Raw genomic sequence first — 20364 nt, forward strand, 5'->3', positions numbered from 1 at the left:
AGGACGCCGACATGCGGACGACGAAGTCCCTCGCCGCCACCTTCCTGGCCGCGGCCCTTGCCCTGATCTGCGCTTCCCCCGCGACCTCCGACGAGGAACTCCCCGTCCCGTGGACGCTGGCCGCGGCACTGCCCGCGCAAGCGGCGAACCCCGGCGGCCCGCCACCCGGCGCGAACGACTTCGACTGCCGCCCGAGCGCGGCCCATCCGAATCCGGTGGTGCTCACCCACGGGCTCGGCGCCAACCAGACGGTGAACTGGCAGACGTTCGGCCCGCTTCTCAAGAACCAGGGGTACTGCGTCTTCTCCCTCACCTACGGCGTTCCCGGCGAACCGCTGCCGATCTACCAGCCCGGCGGGCTGCTGCCGATGGAGCAGAGCGCGAAGGAGCTTTCGGCGTTCATCGACAGGGTGCGCGGCGCGACCGGCGCGTCCAAGGTGGACATCCTCGGGCATTCCGAGGGCACGCTGATGCCTTCTTACTATGTGAAGTTCCTCGGCGGAGCGTCCAAAGTGGACAAGTACGTCAGCCTGACCCCGCTCTGGAACGGCACGACGTTGTTCGGCGCCTCGCATCTGTACGCGCTCGCCGGCGCGCTGGGGCTCGCGCCCGGGTTCAACGGCATCCTCGACCCGCTCTGCGGTTCGTGCCGCCAGTTCCTGCGCGGCTCGGAGTTCCTGACGAACCTGCGGTCGGGCAACGGCGTCTTCCAGCCGGGCGTGACCTACACGAACATCATGACCCGCTACGACGAGGCCGTCGTCCCGTACACGAGCGGGATGGGCACCGGCTCGAACGTGAAGAACATCGTGCTGCAGGACAGCTGCCTGCTCGACCTGGCAGAGCACGCCGGGGTCGCCGCCGACCGCAACGCCGCCGGGCACGTCCTCAACGCGCTGGACCCGGCGCACGCGAAGCCGGTCCCCTGCGTGCCGGCGACCCCCATCGGGAGCTGAAGGGGACTTTCCCCGCATGCGACGCGGTGAAGGGAGCTTTCACCGCGTCTCATGCGGGTATGGCGTCCTTCAGCCCCCACTAGGCTGAGCCCGTGGAGACCTGGCGCGTGGTCGCGACCGTCCTGCTCGCCGCGGCCGGGCTGCCGCTGGTGCTGGTCCTGATGGCCAAGGCACGGGACCGCACGGGCCGCTCGGCGACGGTCGCGACCACCGGCGCGGTGGCCCTCGTGACCCTCCTGCTGCTCGGTGTGGTGATGCTCACGGTGCTGCCCGGCGTCCTGACCTGGTGTGTCGCAGGACTGGTCGTGGCCGCGCTCGGCGTCATGATGCTGGCGAGCTGATCGCTCAATTAGGGTGGGACCGGTGAGCACACCCCTTGCCGGCTGGACCGACGAACTCGCGAGAGCCAGGCTGCATTTCGTCACCGGTAAGGGCGGGACGGGCAAGACCACGCTCGCCGCCTCGCTGGGCCTCGCGCTCGCCAAGGGCGGGCGCCGAGTGCTGCTGATCGAGGTCGAAGGGCGTCAGGGCATCGCCCAGCTCTTCGACACCGAGCCGCTCCCGTACGCCGAGCAGCGCATCGCGGCCGTCCCCGGCGGTGGCGAACTGCGCGCCCTGCACATCGACGTCGAGGCCGCGCTGCTCGAATACTTCGAGATGTTCTACAACCTCGGCTTCGCGGGGCGGACGCTGCGGCGGATGGGCGCGATCGAGTTCGCGACCACGCTCGCGCCGGGTCTGCGCGACGTCCTGCTCACCGGGAAGATCAAGGAATGCGTCGGCCGCACCGAATCGGACGGCCGCCACACCTACGACGCCGTCGTCGTAGACTCGCCGCCCACCGGCCGGGTCGTGAAGTTCCTCGACGTCACCAAGGCGCTGACCGATCTCGCCAAGACCGGCCCGATCCGCGGCCAGGCCGACGGCGTCGTACGGCTGCTGCACTCCGGTGAGACCGCGGTCCACCTGGTGACGCTGCTGGAAGAGATGCCGGTGCGGGAGACCGTCGAAGCGGTCGCCGAACTCGACGGCGCCGACCTGCGCCCCGGCGCCGTGCTGGTCAACCGGGTCCGTCCGCCGCGGCTGCCCGCCCGCTCGGTGACCGCCGCGGCCGACGGCCGTGTCGACGCCTCCCGCGTCCGCGCCGGGCTCGCGTCGGCCGGTCTCGACCTGCCCGAAAGCACCCTCGACGCGCTAGTCGAGGAAACCGTCGAGCACGCCGTGCGGGTCGCGGCCGAGCAACGCGCCCGCGAACAGCTCTCCGAAGCGGACTTGCCGGGCCTCGAACTGCCGGATCTGACCGACGGCGTCGACGTCGCGGCGCTCTACGACCTCGCCGAAGCGCTGACCGAGCAGGGGGTGCGCTGATGTCGGACGTCTTGGAGGTCGACAAGCTGATCGACGATCCGGAGAGCCGGGTCATCGTGTGCTGCGGTTCCGGCGGGGTCGGCAAGACGACCACCGCGGCGGCGCTCGCGTTGCGCGCGGCCGAACGCGGACGGCAGACGGTGGTGCTCACCATCGACCCGGCGCGGCGGCTGGCGCAGGCGCTCGGCCTGCGTGAGCTGGGCAATCACCCGAAGCAGGTGCAGGTCGAAGGCTTCGAGCCCAAGGGCGAGCTGTGGGCGATGATGCTCGACATGCGCCGCACCTTCGACGACATGGTGCGCGTCCACGCCGGCCCCGAACGCGCCGAGCAACTGCTGCAGAACCCCTTCTACCAGACCATTTCCACGTCGTTCTCCGGCACGCAGGAGTACATGGCGATGGAGAAGCTGGGGCAGCTCGCGGCCACCGACGAATGGGATCTGATCATCGTCGACACGCCGCCGAGCCGGTCCGCGCTGGATTTCCTCGACGCGCCGACGCGGCTTTCGAGCGCGCTCGACGGCCGCATGATCCGGCTGCTCACCGGACCGGCCAAGGCGGGCGGCTGGGGCTTGCGCAAGGTCGTCAACGCCGGGTTCTCGATGTTCGCGAAGGCCGTCTCGACGATCATCGGCGGCCAGCTGCTGACGGACGCTTCGGCGTTCATGCAGGCCTTCGACAGCATGTTCGGCGGCTTCCGCGAACGCGCGCGCAAAACCTCCGAGCTGCTGCGGTCCGGCGGGACGTCGTTCCTGGTGGTTGCCGCGCCGGAGCCGGACGCGCTGCGCGAGGCGTCCTATTTCGTGGAGCGGCTTTCGGAGGAGAGCATGCCGCTCGCGGGGCTGGTCGCGAACCGGACGCATCCGGTGCTCGCCCCGCTCTCCAGCGCCGAAGCGGTCGCGGCCGCCGAGCAACTCGCGAAGGGCGAGGCCAGCGCTCCGCTGGCCGAAGCCGTCCTTCGCCTGCACGCGGACCGGGTCGCGCTGGCCGATCGAGAGACGCGGCTGCTCGCCAGGTTCACGCGGGCGCATCCCGAGGTCCCGCTGGTGCGGGTGCCCGCGCTCCCCAGTGACGTGCACGATCTCGAAGGCCTGCGCGACATCGGCACGCGTCTGGCCACCCGGTCCTGAGTTTTCGCGAAGGGCCCCTTCCCTACCTTGGACTCAGGGAAGGGGCCTTTCACGCCAACCTTGATCACGAGACTCGGACGCGCACGTCTTCCTCTTCGTCGATCCCGGTGAAACTGCGCTTCGCCGCTTCAAGCAGGTCCGCCCAGCTGGAAACGTCCGGCCGTCGTCGCAGCAGCGCCCGCCGTTCCCGTTCGGTCATACCTCCCCAGATGCCGAAGTTGATCCGGCCATCGAGCGCTTCGGCGAGGCATTCCGTCCTGACCGGGCAACCGAGGCAGACCGCCTTGGCCCGGTTCTGTTCCGCCCCCCGGACGAACAACCCGTCCGGATCGGTGTCGCGGCACGACGCATTGACTCGCCAGCTCGACTGGTTGGTTTCCATACCCCCAGCTCCCTACCCTGGTGTTCGACACACCACGGGGGGACGAAAAGCCTGCGCTCCTGCCCCCATGAGCGTGTCTCCCTGTGTGCTCACGTCGGTTGAGCCGACACCTCCCCGGTGCCGGTGCCTCCGTTCGGCCGAATGCGACTGCCGCTCGCACTCACCCGTCTGTCGGCTTTTTCATACGTGAGACGTTGACGGACTGTAAGGGCCCTCGGTTCCCTCCGCCAAGCCCTAGAATGCCTCCGACTACCGGCCGTCACCTCATGGGGTCGATTTCGTAACCGAATCCACACTTACAGCGAGGTGACGTCACGGTGGGCTAACGGCATCCGCGTACCCTGGTCCGCGTGCGCAAAACGGACGGTCTGCTGAAGCTCATTGGCCTTTGTGTGCTCGCGGGGGTGCTGGTCGCGGGGATGTTGTTCCCGGTGGCGGGTGCCGCGGGGGTGCTGTCGAACCAGGCGAGCGAGACCGTCGACAAGACATCTTCGGACCTAGCGGACATCCCGCCGCCGTTGGTGACGACGATCACGGACAACACCGGCAAGCAGATCGCGACGCTGTACAAGCAGTACCGCATCCCGACCACCGAGACCCAGATCAACGACGCCATGAAGTGGGCGCTGATCTCCGTCGAGGACAAGCGCTTCTACGAGCACAACGGGGTGGACTGGAAGGGCACGCTGCGCGCGGCGGTCAGCAACAGCACCGGCGGGGACACGCAAGGCGCGTCGACGCTGACCCAGCAGTACGTCAAGAACTACTTGATCAACGTCGTCTACCGGGACGACAAGCCGGGCCAGAAGCGCGCACAGGAGCAGTCGGTCGCCCGGAAGCTGAAGGAAGCCCGGATCGCGATCCAGCTGGAAACCAAGCTGAACAAGATGCAGATCCTGACCGGCTACCTGAACGTCGTCGAGTTCTCGCGTGAGATCTACGGCGTCGGCGCGGCCGCGAACGCGTACTTCAACACGCCCGTCGAGAAGCTCACGGTGCCGCAGGCGGCCTTGCTGGCCGGTCTGGTGAACAACCCGGCCGTCAACGACCCGTGGAAGAGCCCGGCGAAGGCGACCGAACGGCGAAACCTGGTGCTGGACCGCATGGTCGACAACCAGAAGCTCGCGAAGGTGGACGCGGAACGGTTCAAGGCCGAGCCGCTCGGCGTGGTCGAAGGCGGCCCGCAGAAGCCCGCGTCGAACTGCGTCGGCGCCGGTACGGAGAACGGTTTCTTCTGCCAGTACGTCGAGGACTATCTCCTCAAATCCGGGATGACGAAGGACGATCTCTACACCGGCGGCTACCGGATCCAGACCACTTTGGACGAACGGGCGAACCACGAGGCCAAGATGTCGGCCGAGGCCCAGGTCAAGAAGACGCAGGACAACGTCGCGAACACGCTTTCCCTGGTGAAACCGGGCAAACAGCGACACGAGGTCGTCGCGCTGGCGGCGAACCGTGACTACGGATTGCACGAAGATCAGGGACAGACGACGTTCGCGTTGCCTTCCGGGGTTTACAACACCGGTGGTGCGGGATCGGCGTACAAGACCTTCACGGCGGCCGCGGCTTTGGAAGCCGGTGTGGCCGGGATCAACAGTCCCCTTCCGGTGCCCGACTTCTACACCTCCCGCGTGTTCGCCGGTGGTGGCCCCAAGTGCGCTCCGACCGGGCCGCCGTTGCGCTCCCGCTGGTACTGCCTCGGCAACGCGGGCGACTACAACCCGGCGGGCGGGCAGATGTCGTTGCAGCAGGCGCTGGCGTCTTCGCCGAACACCGCGTTCGTGGCCCTCGAAGAGAAGGTCGGGAGCACGGGGCCGATCGTGGAGATGGCGCGCAAACTCGGGATGCGCGACACCATGGCGAGCAACCTCGGCGGTGGCGCCGTGGATCCGAAGTCCGACAACCCCGGTGCCAACACCAGTCAGCTGCAGGCGTTCGGTCCGCGGCCCGGCTGGGCCGGAAACGCTTCGTTCACCCTCGGCCCGGCTCCGCTGAGCGGACTGGAACTGGCGAACGTCGGCGCCACGATCATGAGCGGTGGCGTCTGGTGCCCGCCGACCCCGCTGTCCGGTGTCACCGACCGGGACGGAAAGCCGGTGCCCGTCAAGGAAGCCGCCTGCGAGCAGGTGGTGCCCGAAGGCCTCGCGAACACCCTCGCGGTCGGCATGAGCAGGGACAGCCAGCCCGGTGGGACGTCGTTCGGCGCCGCGAACGGTGTCGGCTGGAACCGGCCGGTGATGGGCAAGACCGGGACCACGCAGAGCAACGGCTCGGGAACCTACCTCGGGGCCACCCCGCAGCTCGCGGGCGCGGCGATGGTGTTCCGTCCGAAGGGTGGAAACGGCGGCCTCTGCTACCTCGGCCCGGGTAATGTGACCACCCGCTGCGAAAACATGTTCGGTGGCAAGACGCCGGCGCAGACCTGGTTCGGGGCGATGTCGAAGATCCTCGCCGGCCAGGAACCGCTGCCGTTGCCGGCTCCGGACCCCAAGTACATGGGCGGCGGACGCTGACTCCCGCCTGACATGCCGAGGCCTGCTCCGGCCGACCTTCGCCGACAGCCGGAGCGAAGGGGTTGATGTGACCGGAGCAGGGCTCGTATACATTCCCGCCTTCATCTTGTCCATCTACCTTGCCAGCCGGTCGTAACCGACGCGGCGAACCAAGCTCTTCGTTCTATCAGCTCATTTGCTTGTATCCGCCGCCTCGATGACAGGGCTCGGTATAGCTTCCGTCAACCACGGAGAGCCTGGCGTCGTCGGACTTTGGGTGGTGATCTTCGGACCCGGCGCCGCCATCGCGCTGTGCCGCCTCCTCGTCATACTGTGGCGATTGCTCGCCACAGTCGGCGAGCGGCAGACTGAGGGCACACCACCGGCGGACAATCCACGGGATTGAGGTCGGCATTCACCAGCGCAAATCACAATGTGTCACGTCATTCTAACTTTGAGTGACCGCCTGGCGGCCTAACGGGGAACAGCGGTCGACGAGACCATGTCGGTTGATCGCGACACTCCGCGCCGACCACGGAAGGTGAAGAAAAGAGGCCATTCCAGCGATTTACCGAGATCGCCGGAATGGGGGCGAACGATCACCACCGGAGAGCACGTAAACTGGACATTGTGAGCACGCTCAGTAACAAAAGTACTTCGGGGGCGACGGTGCGGCGCTTGGCCGTGGGAACCGTCGCCCTGGGAGCCGCGACCCTCGGTTACGCGGTCGGTATCGAAAGGCGCCGGTGGACGCTTCGCACCGCGGAGCTCCCGGTCCTCGCGGCAGGGGCGAAGCCCTTTACGATCCTCCACATCTCGGATCTGCACATGCTGCCCGGTCACGTGAGCAAACAACGCTGGGTAGCGGCGCTCGACGAACTCGAACCGGACCTCGTCGTCAACACCGGTGACAACCTGTCACATCATCAGGCCGTCCCGTCGGTGCTGCGCGCGCTCGGCCCCCTGCTCGACCGGCCCGGCGTGTTCATTTTCGGCAGCAACGACTACTACGCGCCGAAACCGAAGAACCCCGCCCGCTACCTCATGCCGAAGGGCAAGAAGAAGCGGATCCACGGCGAGCACCTGCCGTGGCGCGACCTCCGCGCGGCGTTCGTCGAGCACGGGTGGAACGACCTCACCCACGTCCGGCGCACCATCGAGGTCGCCGACCAGTACGTGTTCACCGCGGGCGTCGACGACGCGCATCTCCACCGCGACCGCTACGCCGACATCGCGGGGCCCGTGGACACCGCGGCCGCCGTCCGCATCGGCGTCACGCACTCGCCGGAGCCCCGCGTGCTCGACGAGTTCGCCGGCGACGGTTACGACCTCGTCCTCGCGGGCCACACGCACGGCGGACAGCTCCGCGTCCCCGGCTACGGCGCGCTCGTCACCAACTGCGAACTGGACCGCACCCGCGCCCGCGGCGCGTCCCGCTGGGGCGCCCAGATGTGGCTGCACGTCTCCGCCGGTCTGGGCACCTCTCCGTACGCCCCGGCCCGCTTCGCGTGCCCGCCCGAGGCGAGCCTGCTGACCCTCGTCCCACGGGGCACGACCAGCGAGAACCACCGGAAAGCAGCCCCCCGCAAAGCCCGAAACACCGTCCGCTAAACTTCTCCTCGACCCGCTAAGAAGTATCCGGGGTGTGGCGCAGCTTGGTAGCGTGCCTCGTTCGGGTCGAGGAGGTCGTGGGTTCGAATCCCGCCACCCCGACGTTGGATCGAAAGAGCCTTGCTCGCTTTGGCGAGCAAGGCTCTTTCGCGTTGCAGCTCCTTTACGACACGCGCCCCGGGCAGCCCCCGCCACTCCCAGGGGGGCGACCCCGGCTCCAGCGTATCGCCGAGGGGCGGCGGGACCGGGCGAAAACGGGGCCGGCGGGGTCAGTAGTCCACAACGGCGGGTGGCTGTGGACAACCGAGGGGGCAAGCAAGGCCGAGGGTTCCCAATGCCTCATTCGAGACGCTGAGTGTCTCCAATGAGGCATTGGTCGCCGGGGCCCGAGAGAGTGCTCAGCGGGTCGCGAGCAACTCGGTCCAGCACTGCGCGAAATCCCCGTCCCCCGAGCGCGCCCACGACCAGGCCGAGCGGGCGGCCGAGGCGAGCTGGTCGCGGTCCGGGGTCGTCGCGGTTTCCAGCGCCGTCACCAGCCGCGCCTCCACGGACGTCGCCAGCGCGCGGTAAGTCGTGTCCGTGCGGTAGCGGGTTTTCGTTCGTACGTCGGTGAAACCGGCGGCCGCGACCGCCGAGGGCAGCGAACGTCCGGCGAACGGGTCACCGCCCGCGCGGCGCCACAGCAAATAGTGGCCGCGGAGGGCGGCGTCGACGTTCGCCGTCTTCGGCCGCAGCCGCGCCCGGCTCCAGTCCGATGTGGACAGTGCGAGAGTGCCGCCCGGTTTGAGGACGCGACGGAACTCCGCCAGCGCGGCGCCCGGCTCCCTCAGGTATTCGAAGACGGCGTGCGCGAAGAGCACGTCCACCGAATCCTCGGCGAACGGCAACGCGCACGCCTCCGCCACCAAGAAGTCCACTGTGGACTTTCTGTGCCCGTTGCCGATACCGAGGGTGATCGAACCCGGCCCGCAGCCGACGTCGACGCACCCCATCCCCGGCCCGAACAGCGGTTGCGCGAACACGGCCCGTTCGACCGCCTGACGCGCGGACCGCGCGCGTGGCGCGTTTCCCTCCAGCACCCCGCACACAGTACGGCTCCGGGGTGGCAGGATCGAGGGGTGAGCACGCAGTCAGGCACTGAATATCCGTCCGCGGCGGTCCCGGACCGCCTGTTCGACGACGCCGAAGCCGAGACCAGGTGGCGGGCCCGCTTCCACGCGCCGCGGATCTCGGTCCCCGAGTGGGCCATCGACGCCCCAGACGCGAACGTCTACGTCTCCAACGCCAGCGGCGTCTGGGAGGTCTATTCCTGGGACCGGTCGACCGGCGAACACCGCCGCGTCACCGACCGGCCGAACGGCACCATGCACGCCACCCCGTCCCCCGACGGCGGCTGGATCTGGTGGTTCGACGACACCGACGGCGACGAATTCGGTTCCTGGGTCCGCGAACCGTTCGCACCGGGTGCCGCCGCCGAGCGCGCGGTGCCGGACGTCCACGACGGCTACCCCGCCGGGCTCGAGATCGGCACACGGGTGATCGCCGTCGGCGTCTCGACCGACGACGGCAGCGAACTCTTCGCCCATATCGACGGCGAAACCACCTCCTTCTACAAGCACGAGGACGACGCCGGGATCGCCTCGCTGTCCCGCGACGAGTCGCTGCTCGCGATCTCCCACTCCGAACACGGTGATTCGCGCCACCCCGCGCTGCGTGTCCTGTCGACCGACGGCTTCACGGCGATCGCCGACAAATGGGACGGCGAGGGCAAAGGCCTCGGCGCGCTCGAGTACTCGCCGGTCGCCGGCGATCAGCGGTTGCTGGTGCTGCACGAGCGGCGCGGCCGCGAAGAGCTCCTGATCTGGGACACCGCCGCGGACACCGAGCAGGAGATCGAGCTGGATCTGCCCGGCGAGGTGGTCGCGGGCTGGTACCCCGACGCGCGGGCGCTGCTCGTCGTCCACTTCCACCAGGGCCGCAGTTCCCTGCACCGGTACGACCTCGCGACCGGCGAACTGTCCTCTTTGGACACGCCGCCCGGACGCATCGGCGGCGCGGGCGTGCGGCCGGACGGAACGGTCGAGTACTCGTGGTCCAGTGCCGCGCAGCCGACGGCGGTGCGCGCGCGGACCGCGGGCGGCGAAGACTCCGTGCTCCTCGAACCGCCGGGTGAGCGTGCCCCGGAGTCCGCCCCGGTCACCGACGCGTTCGTCGACGGGATCGGCGGGCAGATCCACGCGCTGGTCTCGCGGCCGGCCGACGCGCCCGAAGGCCCGCTCCCGACGGTCTTCTCCTTGCACGGCGGGCCGCACTCGGCCGACGAGGACCGCTTCTCCGCGTACCGCGCCGTCTGGCTCGACGCCGGTTTCGCCGTCGTCGAGGTCAACTACCGCGGCTCGACCGGGTACGGCTCGGCCTGGCGCGACGCCATCGAAGGCCGTCCCGGCCTGACCGAACTCGAAGACGTCGCCGCCGTGCACGACTGGGCAGTCCAAAGTGGACTCTCAGACCCCGAGAAGTGCGTGGTGAACGGCGCTTCGTGGGGTGGCTACCTGAGCCTGCTGGCGCTGGGCACCCAGCCCGCGCGCTGGGCGGCGGGGATCGCCGGGGTGCCGGTGGCGGATTACGTCGCCGCGTACGAGGACGAGATGGAGCAGCTCCGGTCGTTCGACCGGGCGTTGTTCGGCGGTTCGCCGGAGACGGTGCCGGCGGTGTACCGGGAATGCTCGCCGATCACCTACGTCGAGGCCGTGACGGCGCCGGTGCTGGTGCTCGCCGGGGACAACGACCCGCGCTGCCCGATCCGGCAGGTCGAGAACTACCTCGACCGGCTCGCGAAGCGGGAGATCCCGTTCGAGTTCTACCGGTTCGACGCGGGCCACGGTTCGCTGGTGATCGCCGAGACGATCAAGCAGACCGCGATCGAGGTGTTCTTCGCGCTGCGGGCGGTCGGGCTTCGCTGACCCCGGCCGGCGGGTCAGCGCTCGGAGAAGAGAGTCCCGCCGGACGCCCAGTGTTCGGCGGGAATCTCGTTGATGGTCACCCAGACGCCTTCGGGGTTTCCGCCGCAGGTGCGGACGAAGGCGTCGGTCACCTCGCGCACGAGGGCCTGCTTCTGCTCGGCCGTGCGGCCGGGGAACATCGAAACACTGATCATCGGCATGGCCGGAACTCTAGTGTTCTGCGTCGAGAATACGGTGCGTATCTCGGTGGATCCAGGTTTCCGTCGGCAAGGCGCCGGTTCGTCCTCGTACCGGGTTGTACTCGGACGGACCGGCGACGCGGCCGACGGGAAGCTGGGCCGCCGAGATGCGTGCCGGATTCCCGGCGCTGGACACTTAAAGCCCGCGGTCGTGCTTCCGCAGCCGGTCGACGGTGTAGGCGTCGCCTTCGAAGGTGATCCTGGCGGCGTCACGACCGAAGACGAACAGCAGCAGTTCGATCGGCGCACCGATCACGGTCACCGTGTCCGGGCCTTCCTTCACCCGCGCTTCGCGGCCTTCGGGGGTCTTCAGGATCACGCCGACCGGTGATTTCCGCAGGTTCAGCTTCGAGGCCTGCTTCGCGGACTTCCAGGCCGCCGCGTCGCGCGCGGAGTCCGCCGGACGCGGTTCCCAGCCGGGCTGTCCCCGGCGGACGTCCTCGTGGTGGATCAGGAACTCCGCGCTGTTCGTCAGTTCGTCGAGCGCGCCGATCGACGTCGGCCAGTACCAGGCGGGGCCGGACCGGACCTTGCCGACGACCTCGGACCACGGCCGGGCGGCGTAGGAGTCCTGCACCCGCTGCGTGTACGAAGCGAGCGCGGGCACCAGGATGCCGGGCGCCGCGTCGGGCCGCCGCTCGCGGACCAGCAGATGGGCCGCGAGATCCCGCGTCTTCCAACCCGTGCACAGGGTCGGCGCGTCCGGGCCGACCTCTTCGAAAAGCTCGCTCAACGCACGACGTTCGTCTCCGGCGACTCCCATACCCCCCGACGTTACGCGCCGGTAGGGCCCGGGGAAATCCGGCGTGACGCAGGGCACCCGGCTCAGTGATGGAACGCGGTCCGCCGTCGCGGGCCGTGATCGAGCTCGGGCAGCAGACGGCGGAGATCGGCGAGCAGCAGCTCGGCGAGGTCGTGGGTGAAACCGTTGCGCACCACGATCCTCAGCACCGCGAGGTCGGTCCGGTTCTCCGGGAACGTGTACGCCGGGACGAGCCAGCCACGTTCGCGAAGCCGCCGTGACACGTCGAAGACGTCGAAGCCCTCGACGTCCGGCTTCGTCGTGAAGGCGAACACGGGCAGCTGATCGCCACGGGTCAGCAGCCGGAACGGGCCCAGCTCGGCGATCCCGTCCGCCAGCTGGGTCGCGACGTCACGCGAAGCCTGTTGCACCGCACGGAAACCTTCGCGGCCGAGCCGGACGAACGTGTAGTACTGCGCGGCCACCTCGGCACCGGGACGGGAGAAGTTCAGCGCGAAAGTCGGCATGTCGCCACCGAGGTAGTTGACGTTGAAGACGAGCTCCTCCGGCAACGCGTCCTTGTCACGCCACAGCACCCAGCCGACGCCGGGGTAGACGAGCCCGTACTTGTGCCCGGAGGTGTTGATCGACGCCACCCTCGGCAGGCGGAAGTCCCAGCTCAGCTCAGGGTCGAGGAAGGGCGCGATCATCGCGCCCGAAGCGCCGTCGACGTGCACGGGGATGTCCCAGCCGGAGCGTTCCGCCAGGCCGTCGAGCGCGGCGGCGATCTCGGCGACGGGCTCGTAGCTGCCGTCGAAAGTGGACCCGAGGATCGCGACGACGCCGATCGTGTTCTCGTCGCAGCGGGCGATCGCCTCGTCGGCGGTGAGGTGGAAGCGGTCGCCGTCCATCGGCACCAGCCGCGGCTCGACCTCCCAGTACTCGCAGAACTTCTCCCAGCAGACCTGGACGTTCGCGCCCATCACCAGATTCGGCTTCCCGGTGCGGCCCAATTTCGACCAGCGGCGCTTCAACGCCATGCCGGCGAGCATGCAGGCTTCCGACGAGCCGGTGGTGGAGCAGCCCATGATCGCGGTGGGATCGGGCGCGTGCCACAGATCGGCGAGGATGTTCACGCAGCGCCGCTCCAGTTCCGCGGTCTGCGGGTACTCGTCCTTGTCGATCATGTTCTTGTCGACGCATTCGGCCATCAGCTCGCGGGCCTGCGGCTCCATCCACGTGGTGACGAACGTGGCGAGATTGAGCCGGGCGTTGCCGTCGAGCATCAGCTCGTCGCGCACCAGCTGGAGCGCGGTGTCGGGCGGGAGCGGGTCTTCGGCGAGGCTGTCGTGCGGGAGACGGATGTTCGCGGCGAGCGCGGGATACGCGCCGGCGTACAGTGGGTTGGCTCCGCCCTTGCGGTCCGGATCGGACGCGGTTCCCTTGTGCAGCACCATGGACCGAACGTAGCCCCGCGGGCGGGCGGGGGCACCTCGATCGCCCCCCGACGTGCAATGAAAGGACCTTTCCTTGCAAATTTGGCAAGGAAAGGTCCTTTCATAGCATTCGGGACCGGTGGATCAGGCCTGCTGCGCCTGCCACATCCAGTGCGCCTTTTCGAGCTCCTGGGTGATCGCGATGATGAGGTCCTGGGTGACCAGGTCGCTCTTGTCGGTCTCGTCGATGCGCTTGCGCAGCCGCTCGATCAGCGCCGCGAGGATGCCGACGATCGCGGCGACCGTGGACTCGACGGACTGCCAGTTGTCGGGGTAGTCCGGCAGGCCGGAGCTCTCCACGACGGCCTTCGCCTGGCCGTTCGGCGAGACACCGATGGCGTTGGCGCGCTCGGCGACCTCGTCGACGTACTGGCGCGCGGTGTCGACCAGCTCGTCGAGCTGGAGGTGCACGCTGCGGAAGTTCGCGCCGACGACGTTCCAGTGGGCCTGCTTCGCGATCAGCGACAGGTCCACCAGATCGACCAGCGTGGCCTGCAAGGCGTTACCGGTGATCTCCTTGTCGGCTTCGCTCAACGGACTCTGGATCGGAGACTTGCCCATTTTTCGGTCTTCCTTTCAGAAATCAGTCGGTTCGGGAACGGACCTGTCGCGGACGGGATCAGACCGTCGCGGACAGGGCGACCTCGATGTTGCCGCGGGTCGCGTTCGAGTAGGGGCACACCTGGTGCGCCTGCTCGACGAGCTGATCGGCCTGCGCCTGCTCCAGGCCGGGCAGCGAAACCTTGAGTGCCACGCCGAGACCGAAGCCCGCGCCCTGCTTGAGCACGCTGACCTCGGCGGTGACGGTGGAGCCGTCCAGCGTCACCTTCGCCTGGCGCGCGACGAGTTGCAGCGCGGAGTGGAAACAGGCGGAGTAACCGGCGGCGAAGAGCTGCTCGGGGTTCGTCTTGTCCCCGCCGGGGCCGCCCATCTCCTTCGGGATCGCCAGCGACTCGTCGATGACGCCGTCGGAAGACGTGACCTCACCGTTGCGGCCGTCGCCGCGAGCGGTGGCCACAGCGGTGTACAGAGCCTCAGCCATTCTTCGCCTACCTTCTGGTCTCAAGACACGCCCCGTTGAGCGTCTCTTCGGTGTCAACGTCCCGCAACCGCGAAACCTTGCCACCCCATGGCAGGCATCACGTCCGGGAATTACCCGGACGACGACCTGAGCAAACGACTAGTGACCGGCGCGACTCAGCGCGAACTCGGCGACCTGGCTTCCGATCAGGCGAAGCGTGCGGACGCTCTTCTCGTCCGAGGCACCGCCGGCTTCGTCGAATTTGGTCTCCGCGGTGTTGATCGAACCACCCAAAGGGGTGGCCCAGCCGCGCAGCGCGTGCGTGATCGTGCGCAGCTGCTCCAGCGTGGTGACCGCGGCCTGCCAGCCGTAGGCGACGGCGGCGAGACCGACCGCCCGGCCGTCGAGATACGGGTGGGCGTCGTCGCGCAGGTCTTCGACGTAGTCCAGCGCGTTCTTGACCAGGCCGGACAGCGCGCCGTGGTAGCCGGGCGAGACGACGACGATCCCGTCGGCACGACGGATCGCTTCGACGAGCCGGGTGGCGCGCTCGTGCCTCTCGTCCAACGCGGTGTCGTAGAACGGCAACACCAGTTCGGGCCCGGAGATCAGCTCAGTGGTGACTCCGGCCTCGGCCGCCGCGCCGAGGGCGATCCGCAGCGCGCGCTCGGATTGCGAGCCCTCCCGCAGAGAGCCGCCGATACCGAGGACATGCACCGAGTTCGTCGAAGTCACGCTTTCGAGGCTAACCCCTCTACTTAAGTGGAGGACCAGGATCTGGAACGGAGGCCTGCGTCACACCCGTTCGCCGCAATGGGCCCGGTCCCGCTGGACGGCATACCTACTCGAAAGTAACCTGGCCGGAAGCCCCCAGGAGGAAGCATGGCGATACCGCTCCAGATCCGTGCCGAGGCCGCGTTTTCCCAGCTGGCGTTCTGGCTCCCGAAGCCGGTCAGACGGGCCATCGCCGGGCCGCCGCTCCGCCTGGACGGTCAGGAACTGGCGTTGGACGCGCAGCTCCTGCTCCGGCTGCAGAAACTGGCGAAGGCGTCGCTGGTGCGGGGAAGCGTCGAAGAGTCGCGCAGCATGCTCCTGGCGAGCAGGCATCTGGTGAGCGGGCCGACGATCGAGCCGGTCGCCACCAGGGAACTGCTCATCCCCACGGGTGACGGCGACGTGCCGGCCACGCTCTACACCCCGGCCGGGTTGCCGGATCCGTCCGGGCTGCTGGTGTTCTTCCACGGCGGGGGCTGGGTGGTCGGCAGCCGGGCCTCCCACGACAACAGCGTGCGCTACCTGGCGAAACAGGCGGGCGTGCGGGTTCTTTCGGTGGAGTACAGGCTCGCGCCGGAGACGCGGTTCCCCGGTGCCACCGAAGACGCGATCGCGGCGTTCGAGTACGCCTACGCGAAGGCGAGGGACCTCGGGGCCGATCCGGCGCGTATCGCCGTCGGCGGCGACAGCGCGGGCGGGAACCTCGCGGCGGTGACGGCGCAGCAGGCGGTGAAACGCGGCGGCGGGATCCCGGCGTTCCAGCTGCTGTTCTATCCGGCGACCGATTTCACCGTGCGCCGCCGCTCCCGGGAATTGTTCGCGGAAGACCTGTTCCTCACCGATTCGGATATGACCTGGTTCGAAGGACATTACGTGCCGAAGGGCACCGATCTGTACAACCCGAAACTCTCCCCGTTGCACGGCGACGTTTCCGGATTACCGCCCGCGTATATCGCGACGGCCGGATTCGACCCGTTGCGCGACGAGGGCGAGGCTTACGCGGAGAAATTGCGGAAAGCCGGGGTGCCGGTGGCGCTCAGCCGCCAGCCGGACCTGATCCACGGGTACCTCAACTTCCTCGGTGTCGGACGGCGGTTCCGGGAGGCGACGGCCGAGGCGGCGGGAGCCCTTCGGGTGGGCCTCGCGCCCCGGTGACGGCCAGAGCCCGAGTGAGGAGAAATGTCCCCACTCGGGCCCCGGCCCCCATTTCGTGGCCCGCCGCCCTGCACGGCGGAACCGGACGACTCTCTAGCGACCCATGCCTGTCTCTCGGAAGCGCGTCAGCGCGAAGAGAGACTTCACCCGCGCGCCTCTTTCGGCCGGAGGCCACGGAAACCTTTTGTAGGGCGCCCCTACCTGCCTGCGTGAGCGGGCCTCGCTCCCGCGCCCTGCGAAAGGTTTCCGTCAGCGCGCGGCGATATCAAGGCGTGGGAAGTGGCACAGGCGGCACCGGAAGCGGCGGGACAGGGAGTCCGCCGAGCAAGCCGCCGAGAATGCCGGTCACGGCCGCGAGCAGGGCTTTCACCAGGTCGCTGACGATCTTCAGCGGTCCGGGAAGGTCCGGGAGCGACGGGATCGGCACCGGCAGCGGCGGCAGCTGACGCGCCTTGGCGGTCGGGTCGGCCAGCAGCCTGCTGGACTCGACGGAGCGGCCCTGGGCCAGGTCGCCGAGCTTCTGTGTTTCGGTCTGGATCTGGTAGCGCTTGCCCGCGGCGATGTCACCGAGGACGGGGCTCAGCTTGTCCAAGTCCGCCCGCGTCTTGGCGACGTCACCGGCGTAGGCCACCTTGGTGAGGCCGTCCCGCATCTGCAGCACCTGCGCGGCGAGCGCCTGCGTGTTCGACGAACCCTTTCCACCATCGGTACCAGCCGTCGCGGCGCCGGCCGAGGCCACCGCCAACAGACTGCCGGTGGCGACCACGGCAATCATCCGGGCAATGTTGCCTTTCATTCCTTACCTCCTGGCCTCTGGGACCTGACGAGGTAAATCGATACCCGCCGTATCGGCCGAACACCACCCGATCACCGGTTGGAACACTTTTCTAACCCTTACGTGCCGGATTCATTCCCGGGGAAGACTCCCGCAATTGATTAACGTCGAAATCTTGTGCTTCCCCCTGAAGATCATCCTTTTCCCGCCGATTTATGACCACCTGTGACCGATCTCCACCGTGGAGCGGCTCGTTCACCCACAGCGGTGTAAACGGTGATCGTTTGGCTTCATCACTCCGTCGGACAGGCGTGTCGCACTGCTCCACTCGGGGTGTCCCCCACGCACGCCACGCCACCTTCTGGCTTCACATGCGAGTGGGGACATGGGAACGCCCCCGGTGCGGGCACCGGGGGCGTTCCGTGGTGGGAGCAGCCTCTCGAAAGAGGTCCTTCTACTCGCGGAAGGCGTCCGCGACCTTGTCGCCGAGGTCCTTGTCGACGTTCCGCCAGTACTCGAAGACGCGTTCCAGCACCGGCCGGGAGACGTCGTTCGACGCGTGGCCGATGATGTTGTTCGCGAGCCGCTCGCGCTGCGCGTCGTCCATCACGTCGCGGACGAGCGTGCCCGGCTGGCCGAAGTCGTCGTCCTCGGCGTGGAGTTTGTACGCCGACCGGATGACCTCGTCCTCGACGCCGTAGCCCGAAGCGGTCTCGGAGGCGATCTCCGCGCTCGCGTGCGGGCCGCCGTAGGAGTTCGGCGCGTACACCGGGTCGCCCGGGTTGTTGTAGCGCATCGCGCCGTCGCGCGAGTAGCTGTTCACCGGGGACTTGGGCGCGTTGACCGGCAGCTGCGTGTAGTTCGCGCCGATCCGGTAGCGGTGCGCGTCCGGGTACGCGAACAGGCGGCCCTGCAGCATCTTGTCCGGCGACGGGCCGATACCCGGCACCAGGTTGGACGGCTCGAACGCGGCCTGCTCGATCTCCGCGAAGTAGTTCGCCGGATTGCGGTCGAGCACCCAGCGGCCGACCTTGATCAGCGGGTAGTCGCCCTTCGGCCACACCTTGGTCAGGTCGAACGGGTTGAAGCGGTAGTCCGCGGCCTCGGCATACGGCATCACCTGCACGTACAGCGTCCAGCTGGGGTGGTTTCCCTGCTTGATGTTCTTGAACAGGTCGCGGATGTAGTAGTCGGAGTCCTCGCCCGCGATGCGGTCCGCGTCGGCCTGCGGCAGGTAGCCGATGCCCTGGTCGGTCTTGAAGTGGTACTTGACCCAGAACTTCTCGCCGCCGGCGTTCTCCCACAGGTAGGTGTGCGAGCCGAAGCCGTCCATCTCCCGCCAGTTCGACGGGATGCCGCGGTCGCCCATCAGCCAGGTGACCTGGTGCGCGGACTCGGGCCGCAGCGTCCAGAAGTCCCACTGGATGTCGTGGTCGCGCAGGTGGTTGTCGGCGCGGCGCTTCTGCGAGTGGATGAAGTCGGGGAACTTGATCGGGTCGCGGATGAAGAACACCGGGGTGTTGTTGCCGACGAGGTCGTAGTTGCCCTCGGAGGTGTAGAACTTCACCGCGAAGCCGCGCGGGTCGCGCCACGTGTCGGGCGAGCCGTTCTCGCCGGCGACCGACGAGAAGCGGGCCAGGCTCTCGGTGCGCACGCCGGGCTGGAACAGCGCGGCCTTCGTGAACTGACTGACGTCCTCGGTGACCTCGAGGAAGCCGTGCGCACCGCCGCCCTTGGCGTGGACGACGCGCTCCGGCACGCGTTCACGGTTGAACTGGGCGTTCTTCTCGATCAGGTAGTGGTCCTGGAGCAGGATCGGGCCGTTGGCGCCTACCGTCAGGGAGTCGTTGTCGCTCGCGACGGGGATGCCCACGTTGTTCGTGGTCGGCAGGGTCACGCCGGTGCCTCCTGGTTCGTGGTGGTGAGCGGTCAGTCGACACCACCCTCTCGCCTATTCTGGAATCAGTCAAGAAAACCCCCCGGACCGGGTGACCCGTACCTCGCGAAAAAAACTTGCACGCGCGTACCAAGTTACGTTCTCATCGGTTCCATGGCCCTCGCTCCGTATCGTCGCGTGTTAGCCGTGCCCGGAGTCCCCAGCTCGATGCTGCTGATGTTCCTGGCCCGGCTCCCGATGACGGCCATGGGCGTGACGATGACGCTGTACGTGGTCAACGACCTCGGCCGCGGTTACGGCGCGGCCGGGCTGATCGGCGCCGCCACCACCCTCGGCAGCGCGATCGGGGCACCGCTCGTCGGCCGGTACGTCGACCGCTACGGGCTGCGGCCGGTGGTCGCGATCTGCGGGGTGGCCTCGTCGACGTTCTGGATCAGCGCACCGCATCTGCCGTATCAGGTGCTGCTCGCGGTCGCGCTCCCCGCGGGCGTGCTGTCGGTGCCCGCGGGAACGCTCGCGCGGCTGGTGCTCACCGCGCTCGTGCCGCTGGAGCAGCGGCGCGCGGCCTACTCACTGGACACGATCCTGGTGGAGGCGTCGTTCATGATCGGGCCGTCGGCCGGGATCATGGCGATCACGCAACTGCCCGCGGTCTACGCGCTCACCGGTATCGGGGTCTGCTTCGCGCTTTCGGCGACGTTGATCTACCGGCAGAACCCGCCGATCCGCGCCGAGGCCGACGCCGAGGTGTTCAGCGGGGAGCGGCCGCCCGTGCGGAGCTGGCTCACCGGACGGCTCGTGATGGCGATGTTCATCGCCGCGGGCGCGTTGTTCTGCCTGGTCGGCATGGAGCTCGCCGCCTTGGCGACGCTGCGCGCGAGCGGGGACATCGCCTGGTCCGGACTGCTGATCACGTTCATGTGCGTCGCGTCCGTCCTCGGCGGGGCGATCCACGGCGCGGTCCGGCGGTCGCTTTCGCAGGGCACGCTGATGGTGCTGCTCGCGGTGCTGACGCTGCCGGTCGGGCTGATCGACCACCCGTGGTGGCTGCTGGCGATCGTGCTCTTCCCGAGCAACGTGCTGTGCGCACCGACGCTCGCGGCGAGCACGGAGACGGTCAGCGCGGCGGCGCCGCCTCGGGTGCGCGGCGAGGCGATGGGCCTGCTGGACGCGGCCAGCCGGATCGGGCTCGCGATCGGGAGCCCGATCATCGGGTTCGTGATCGACCATTCGAGCCCCGGTTGGGGGTTCACGGCCTCGGCGCTGGGCGCGCTGGCGATCGCATCGGTCGGCCTGTTCTGGCGTCGGTCCCGGACACCCGCCCCGGTGCCCGCGCTCACCTCCTCCTGACGCGTTTCGT

General features: G+C 68.5%; 19 protein-coding genes and 1 tRNA gene. 10 read left to right on the forward strand and 10 right to left on the reverse strand.

The annotated features are described in order from the left end of the window. The first annotated feature begins 11 nt into the window (after positions 1–11). The 4 genes from ACSMFO_RS31580 (at position 12) to ACSMFO_RS31595 (ending at position 3454) form a co-directional block, all read left to right on the forward strand. A complete protein-coding gene (locus ACSMFO_RS31580; RefSeq protein ID WP_436461516.1) occupies positions 12–956 on the forward strand; it encodes an esterase/lipase family protein in 945 nt (314 codons plus the stop codon). Between the two features lie 92 nt (positions 957–1048). Continuing rightward, the gene (locus ACSMFO_RS31585) at positions 1049–1297 is read left to right on the forward strand and encodes a hypothetical protein (RefSeq protein WP_436461517.1); all 249 of its coding nucleotides are present in this window, start codon (positions 1049–1051) and stop codon (positions 1295–1297) included. Positions 1298–1319: 22 nt separating this feature from the next. Next, complete coding sequence (locus tag ACSMFO_RS31590; RefSeq protein ID WP_016337892.1) at positions 1320–2324, forward strand: ArsA-related P-loop ATPase; 1005 nt, start codon at positions 1320–1322, stop codon at positions 2322–2324. Then, positions 2324–3454, forward strand: a complete 1131-nt coding sequence (locus ACSMFO_RS31595) for an ArsA family ATPase (protein ID WP_436461518.1) — start codon at positions 2324–2326, stop codon at positions 3452–3454. Before ACSMFO_RS31590 ends, ACSMFO_RS31595 begins: the two co-directional genes overlap by 1 nt. 64 nt (positions 3455–3518) lie before the next feature. Here the strand turns inward: ACSMFO_RS31595 and ACSMFO_RS31600 are convergent, their stop codons facing one another. Continuing rightward, on the reverse strand, positions 3519–3836 hold the full coding sequence (locus ACSMFO_RS31600; protein WP_005166974.1) for a WhiB family transcriptional regulator: 318 nt from the start codon (positions 3834–3836) through the stop codon (positions 3519–3521). A gap of 350 nt (positions 3837–4186) precedes the next feature. On the opposite strand from ACSMFO_RS31600, the gene ACSMFO_RS31605 reads away from it, so the two are divergent. From ACSMFO_RS31605 to ACSMFO_RS31615, 3 genes are all read left to right on the forward strand, one after another. After that, a complete protein-coding gene (locus tag ACSMFO_RS31605) occupies positions 4187–6352 on the forward strand; it encodes a transglycosylase domain-containing protein (protein WP_143202453.1) in 2166 nt (721 codons plus the stop codon). Between the two features lie 648 nt (positions 6353–7000). Further along, positions 7001–7942, forward strand: a complete 942-nt coding sequence (locus ACSMFO_RS31610) for a metallophosphoesterase (RefSeq protein ID WP_038521088.1) — start codon at positions 7001–7003, stop codon at positions 7940–7942. Positions 7943–7970: 28 nt separating this feature from the next. Continuing rightward, positions 7971–8044 (forward strand) — tRNA-Pro (locus tag ACSMFO_RS31615). Between the two features lie 296 nt (positions 8045–8340). On the opposite strand, the gene ACSMFO_RS31620 is transcribed toward ACSMFO_RS31615, so the two are convergent. Then, positions 8341–9021: a methyltransferase domain-containing protein gene (locus ACSMFO_RS31620; protein WP_038521090.1), complete on the reverse strand. Its 681-nt coding sequence runs from the start codon at positions 9019–9021 to the stop codon at positions 8341–8343. A 39-nt stretch (positions 9022–9060) separates the two neighbouring features. Here ACSMFO_RS31620 and ACSMFO_RS31625 point away from each other — a divergent pair, with 39 nt between their 5' ends. Next, a complete protein-coding gene (locus ACSMFO_RS31625; protein WP_436461519.1) occupies positions 9061–10905 on the forward strand; it encodes a prolyl oligopeptidase family serine peptidase in 1845 nt (614 codons plus the stop codon). Positions 10906–10919: 14 nt separating this feature from the next. On the opposite strand, the gene ACSMFO_RS31630 is transcribed toward ACSMFO_RS31625, so the two are convergent. From ACSMFO_RS31630 to ACSMFO_RS31655, 6 genes are all read right to left on the reverse strand, one after another. After that, on the reverse strand, positions 10920–11147 hold the full coding sequence (locus tag ACSMFO_RS31630) for a 2-hydroxymuconate tautomerase (protein ID WP_436461531.1): 228 nt from the start codon (positions 11145–11147) through the stop codon (positions 10920–10922). 133 nt (positions 11148–11280) lie between these two features. Then, positions 11281–11907, reverse strand: a complete 627-nt coding sequence (locus ACSMFO_RS31635) for a TIGR03085 family metal-binding protein (RefSeq protein ID WP_436461520.1) — start codon at positions 11905–11907, stop codon at positions 11281–11283. Between the two features lie 62 nt (positions 11908–11969). Next, complete coding sequence (locus ACSMFO_RS31640) at positions 11970–13343, reverse strand: glutamate decarboxylase (RefSeq protein WP_436461521.1); 1374 nt, start codon at positions 13341–13343, stop codon at positions 11970–11972. Between the two features lie 123 nt (positions 13344–13466). Continuing rightward, positions 13467–13943, reverse strand: a complete 477-nt coding sequence (locus ACSMFO_RS31645; RefSeq protein WP_038521101.1) for a Dps family protein — start codon at positions 13941–13943, stop codon at positions 13467–13469. 58 nt (positions 13944–14001) lie between these two features. After that, the gene (locus ACSMFO_RS31650) at positions 14002–14424 is read right to left on the reverse strand and encodes an organic hydroperoxide resistance protein (protein ID WP_016337902.1); all 423 of its coding nucleotides are present in this window, start codon (positions 14422–14424) and stop codon (positions 14002–14004) included. Between the two features lie 138 nt (positions 14425–14562). Next, the gene (locus tag ACSMFO_RS31655) at positions 14563–15138 is read right to left on the reverse strand and encodes an NADPH-dependent FMN reductase (protein ID WP_436461522.1); all 576 of its coding nucleotides are present in this window, start codon (positions 15136–15138) and stop codon (positions 14563–14565) included. Between the two features lie 147 nt (positions 15139–15285). Between ACSMFO_RS31655 and ACSMFO_RS31660 the strand changes: the two genes are divergently transcribed. Then, entirely contained in the window at positions 15286–16332 is a 1047-nt protein-coding gene (locus ACSMFO_RS31660; protein WP_038521106.1) for an alpha/beta hydrolase, read from the forward strand. A gap of 265 nt (positions 16333–16597) precedes the next feature. Here ACSMFO_RS31660 and ACSMFO_RS31665 read toward each other — a convergent pair whose 3' ends face one another. Beyond that, positions 16598–17128: a hypothetical protein gene (locus ACSMFO_RS31665; RefSeq protein ID WP_350573946.1), complete on the reverse strand. Its 531-nt coding sequence runs from the start codon at positions 17126–17128 to the stop codon at positions 16598–16600. A 433-nt stretch (positions 17129–17561) separates the two neighbouring features. Next, positions 17562–19004 carry a catalase gene (locus ACSMFO_RS31670; protein WP_038521112.1) on the reverse strand — a complete coding sequence of 481 codons (1443 nt, stop codon included), beginning with the start codon at positions 19002–19004 and terminating at the stop codon, positions 17562–17564. A gap of 207 nt (positions 19005–19211) precedes the next feature. Here ACSMFO_RS31670 and ACSMFO_RS31675 point away from each other — a divergent pair, with 207 nt between their 5' ends. Continuing rightward, positions 19212–20354, forward strand: coding sequence for an MFS transporter (locus ACSMFO_RS31675; RefSeq protein WP_436461532.1), 1143 nt, complete (start codon positions 19212–19214; stop codon positions 20352–20354). Positions 20355–20364: the final 10 nt, after the last annotated feature.

Origin of the sequence: Amycolatopsis sp. w19 (assembly GCF_051373225.1) — a bacterium.
In the GTDB taxonomy this organism is placed as follows: domain Bacteria; phylum Actinomycetota; class Actinomycetes; order Mycobacteriales; family Pseudonocardiaceae; genus Amycolatopsis; species Amycolatopsis japonica.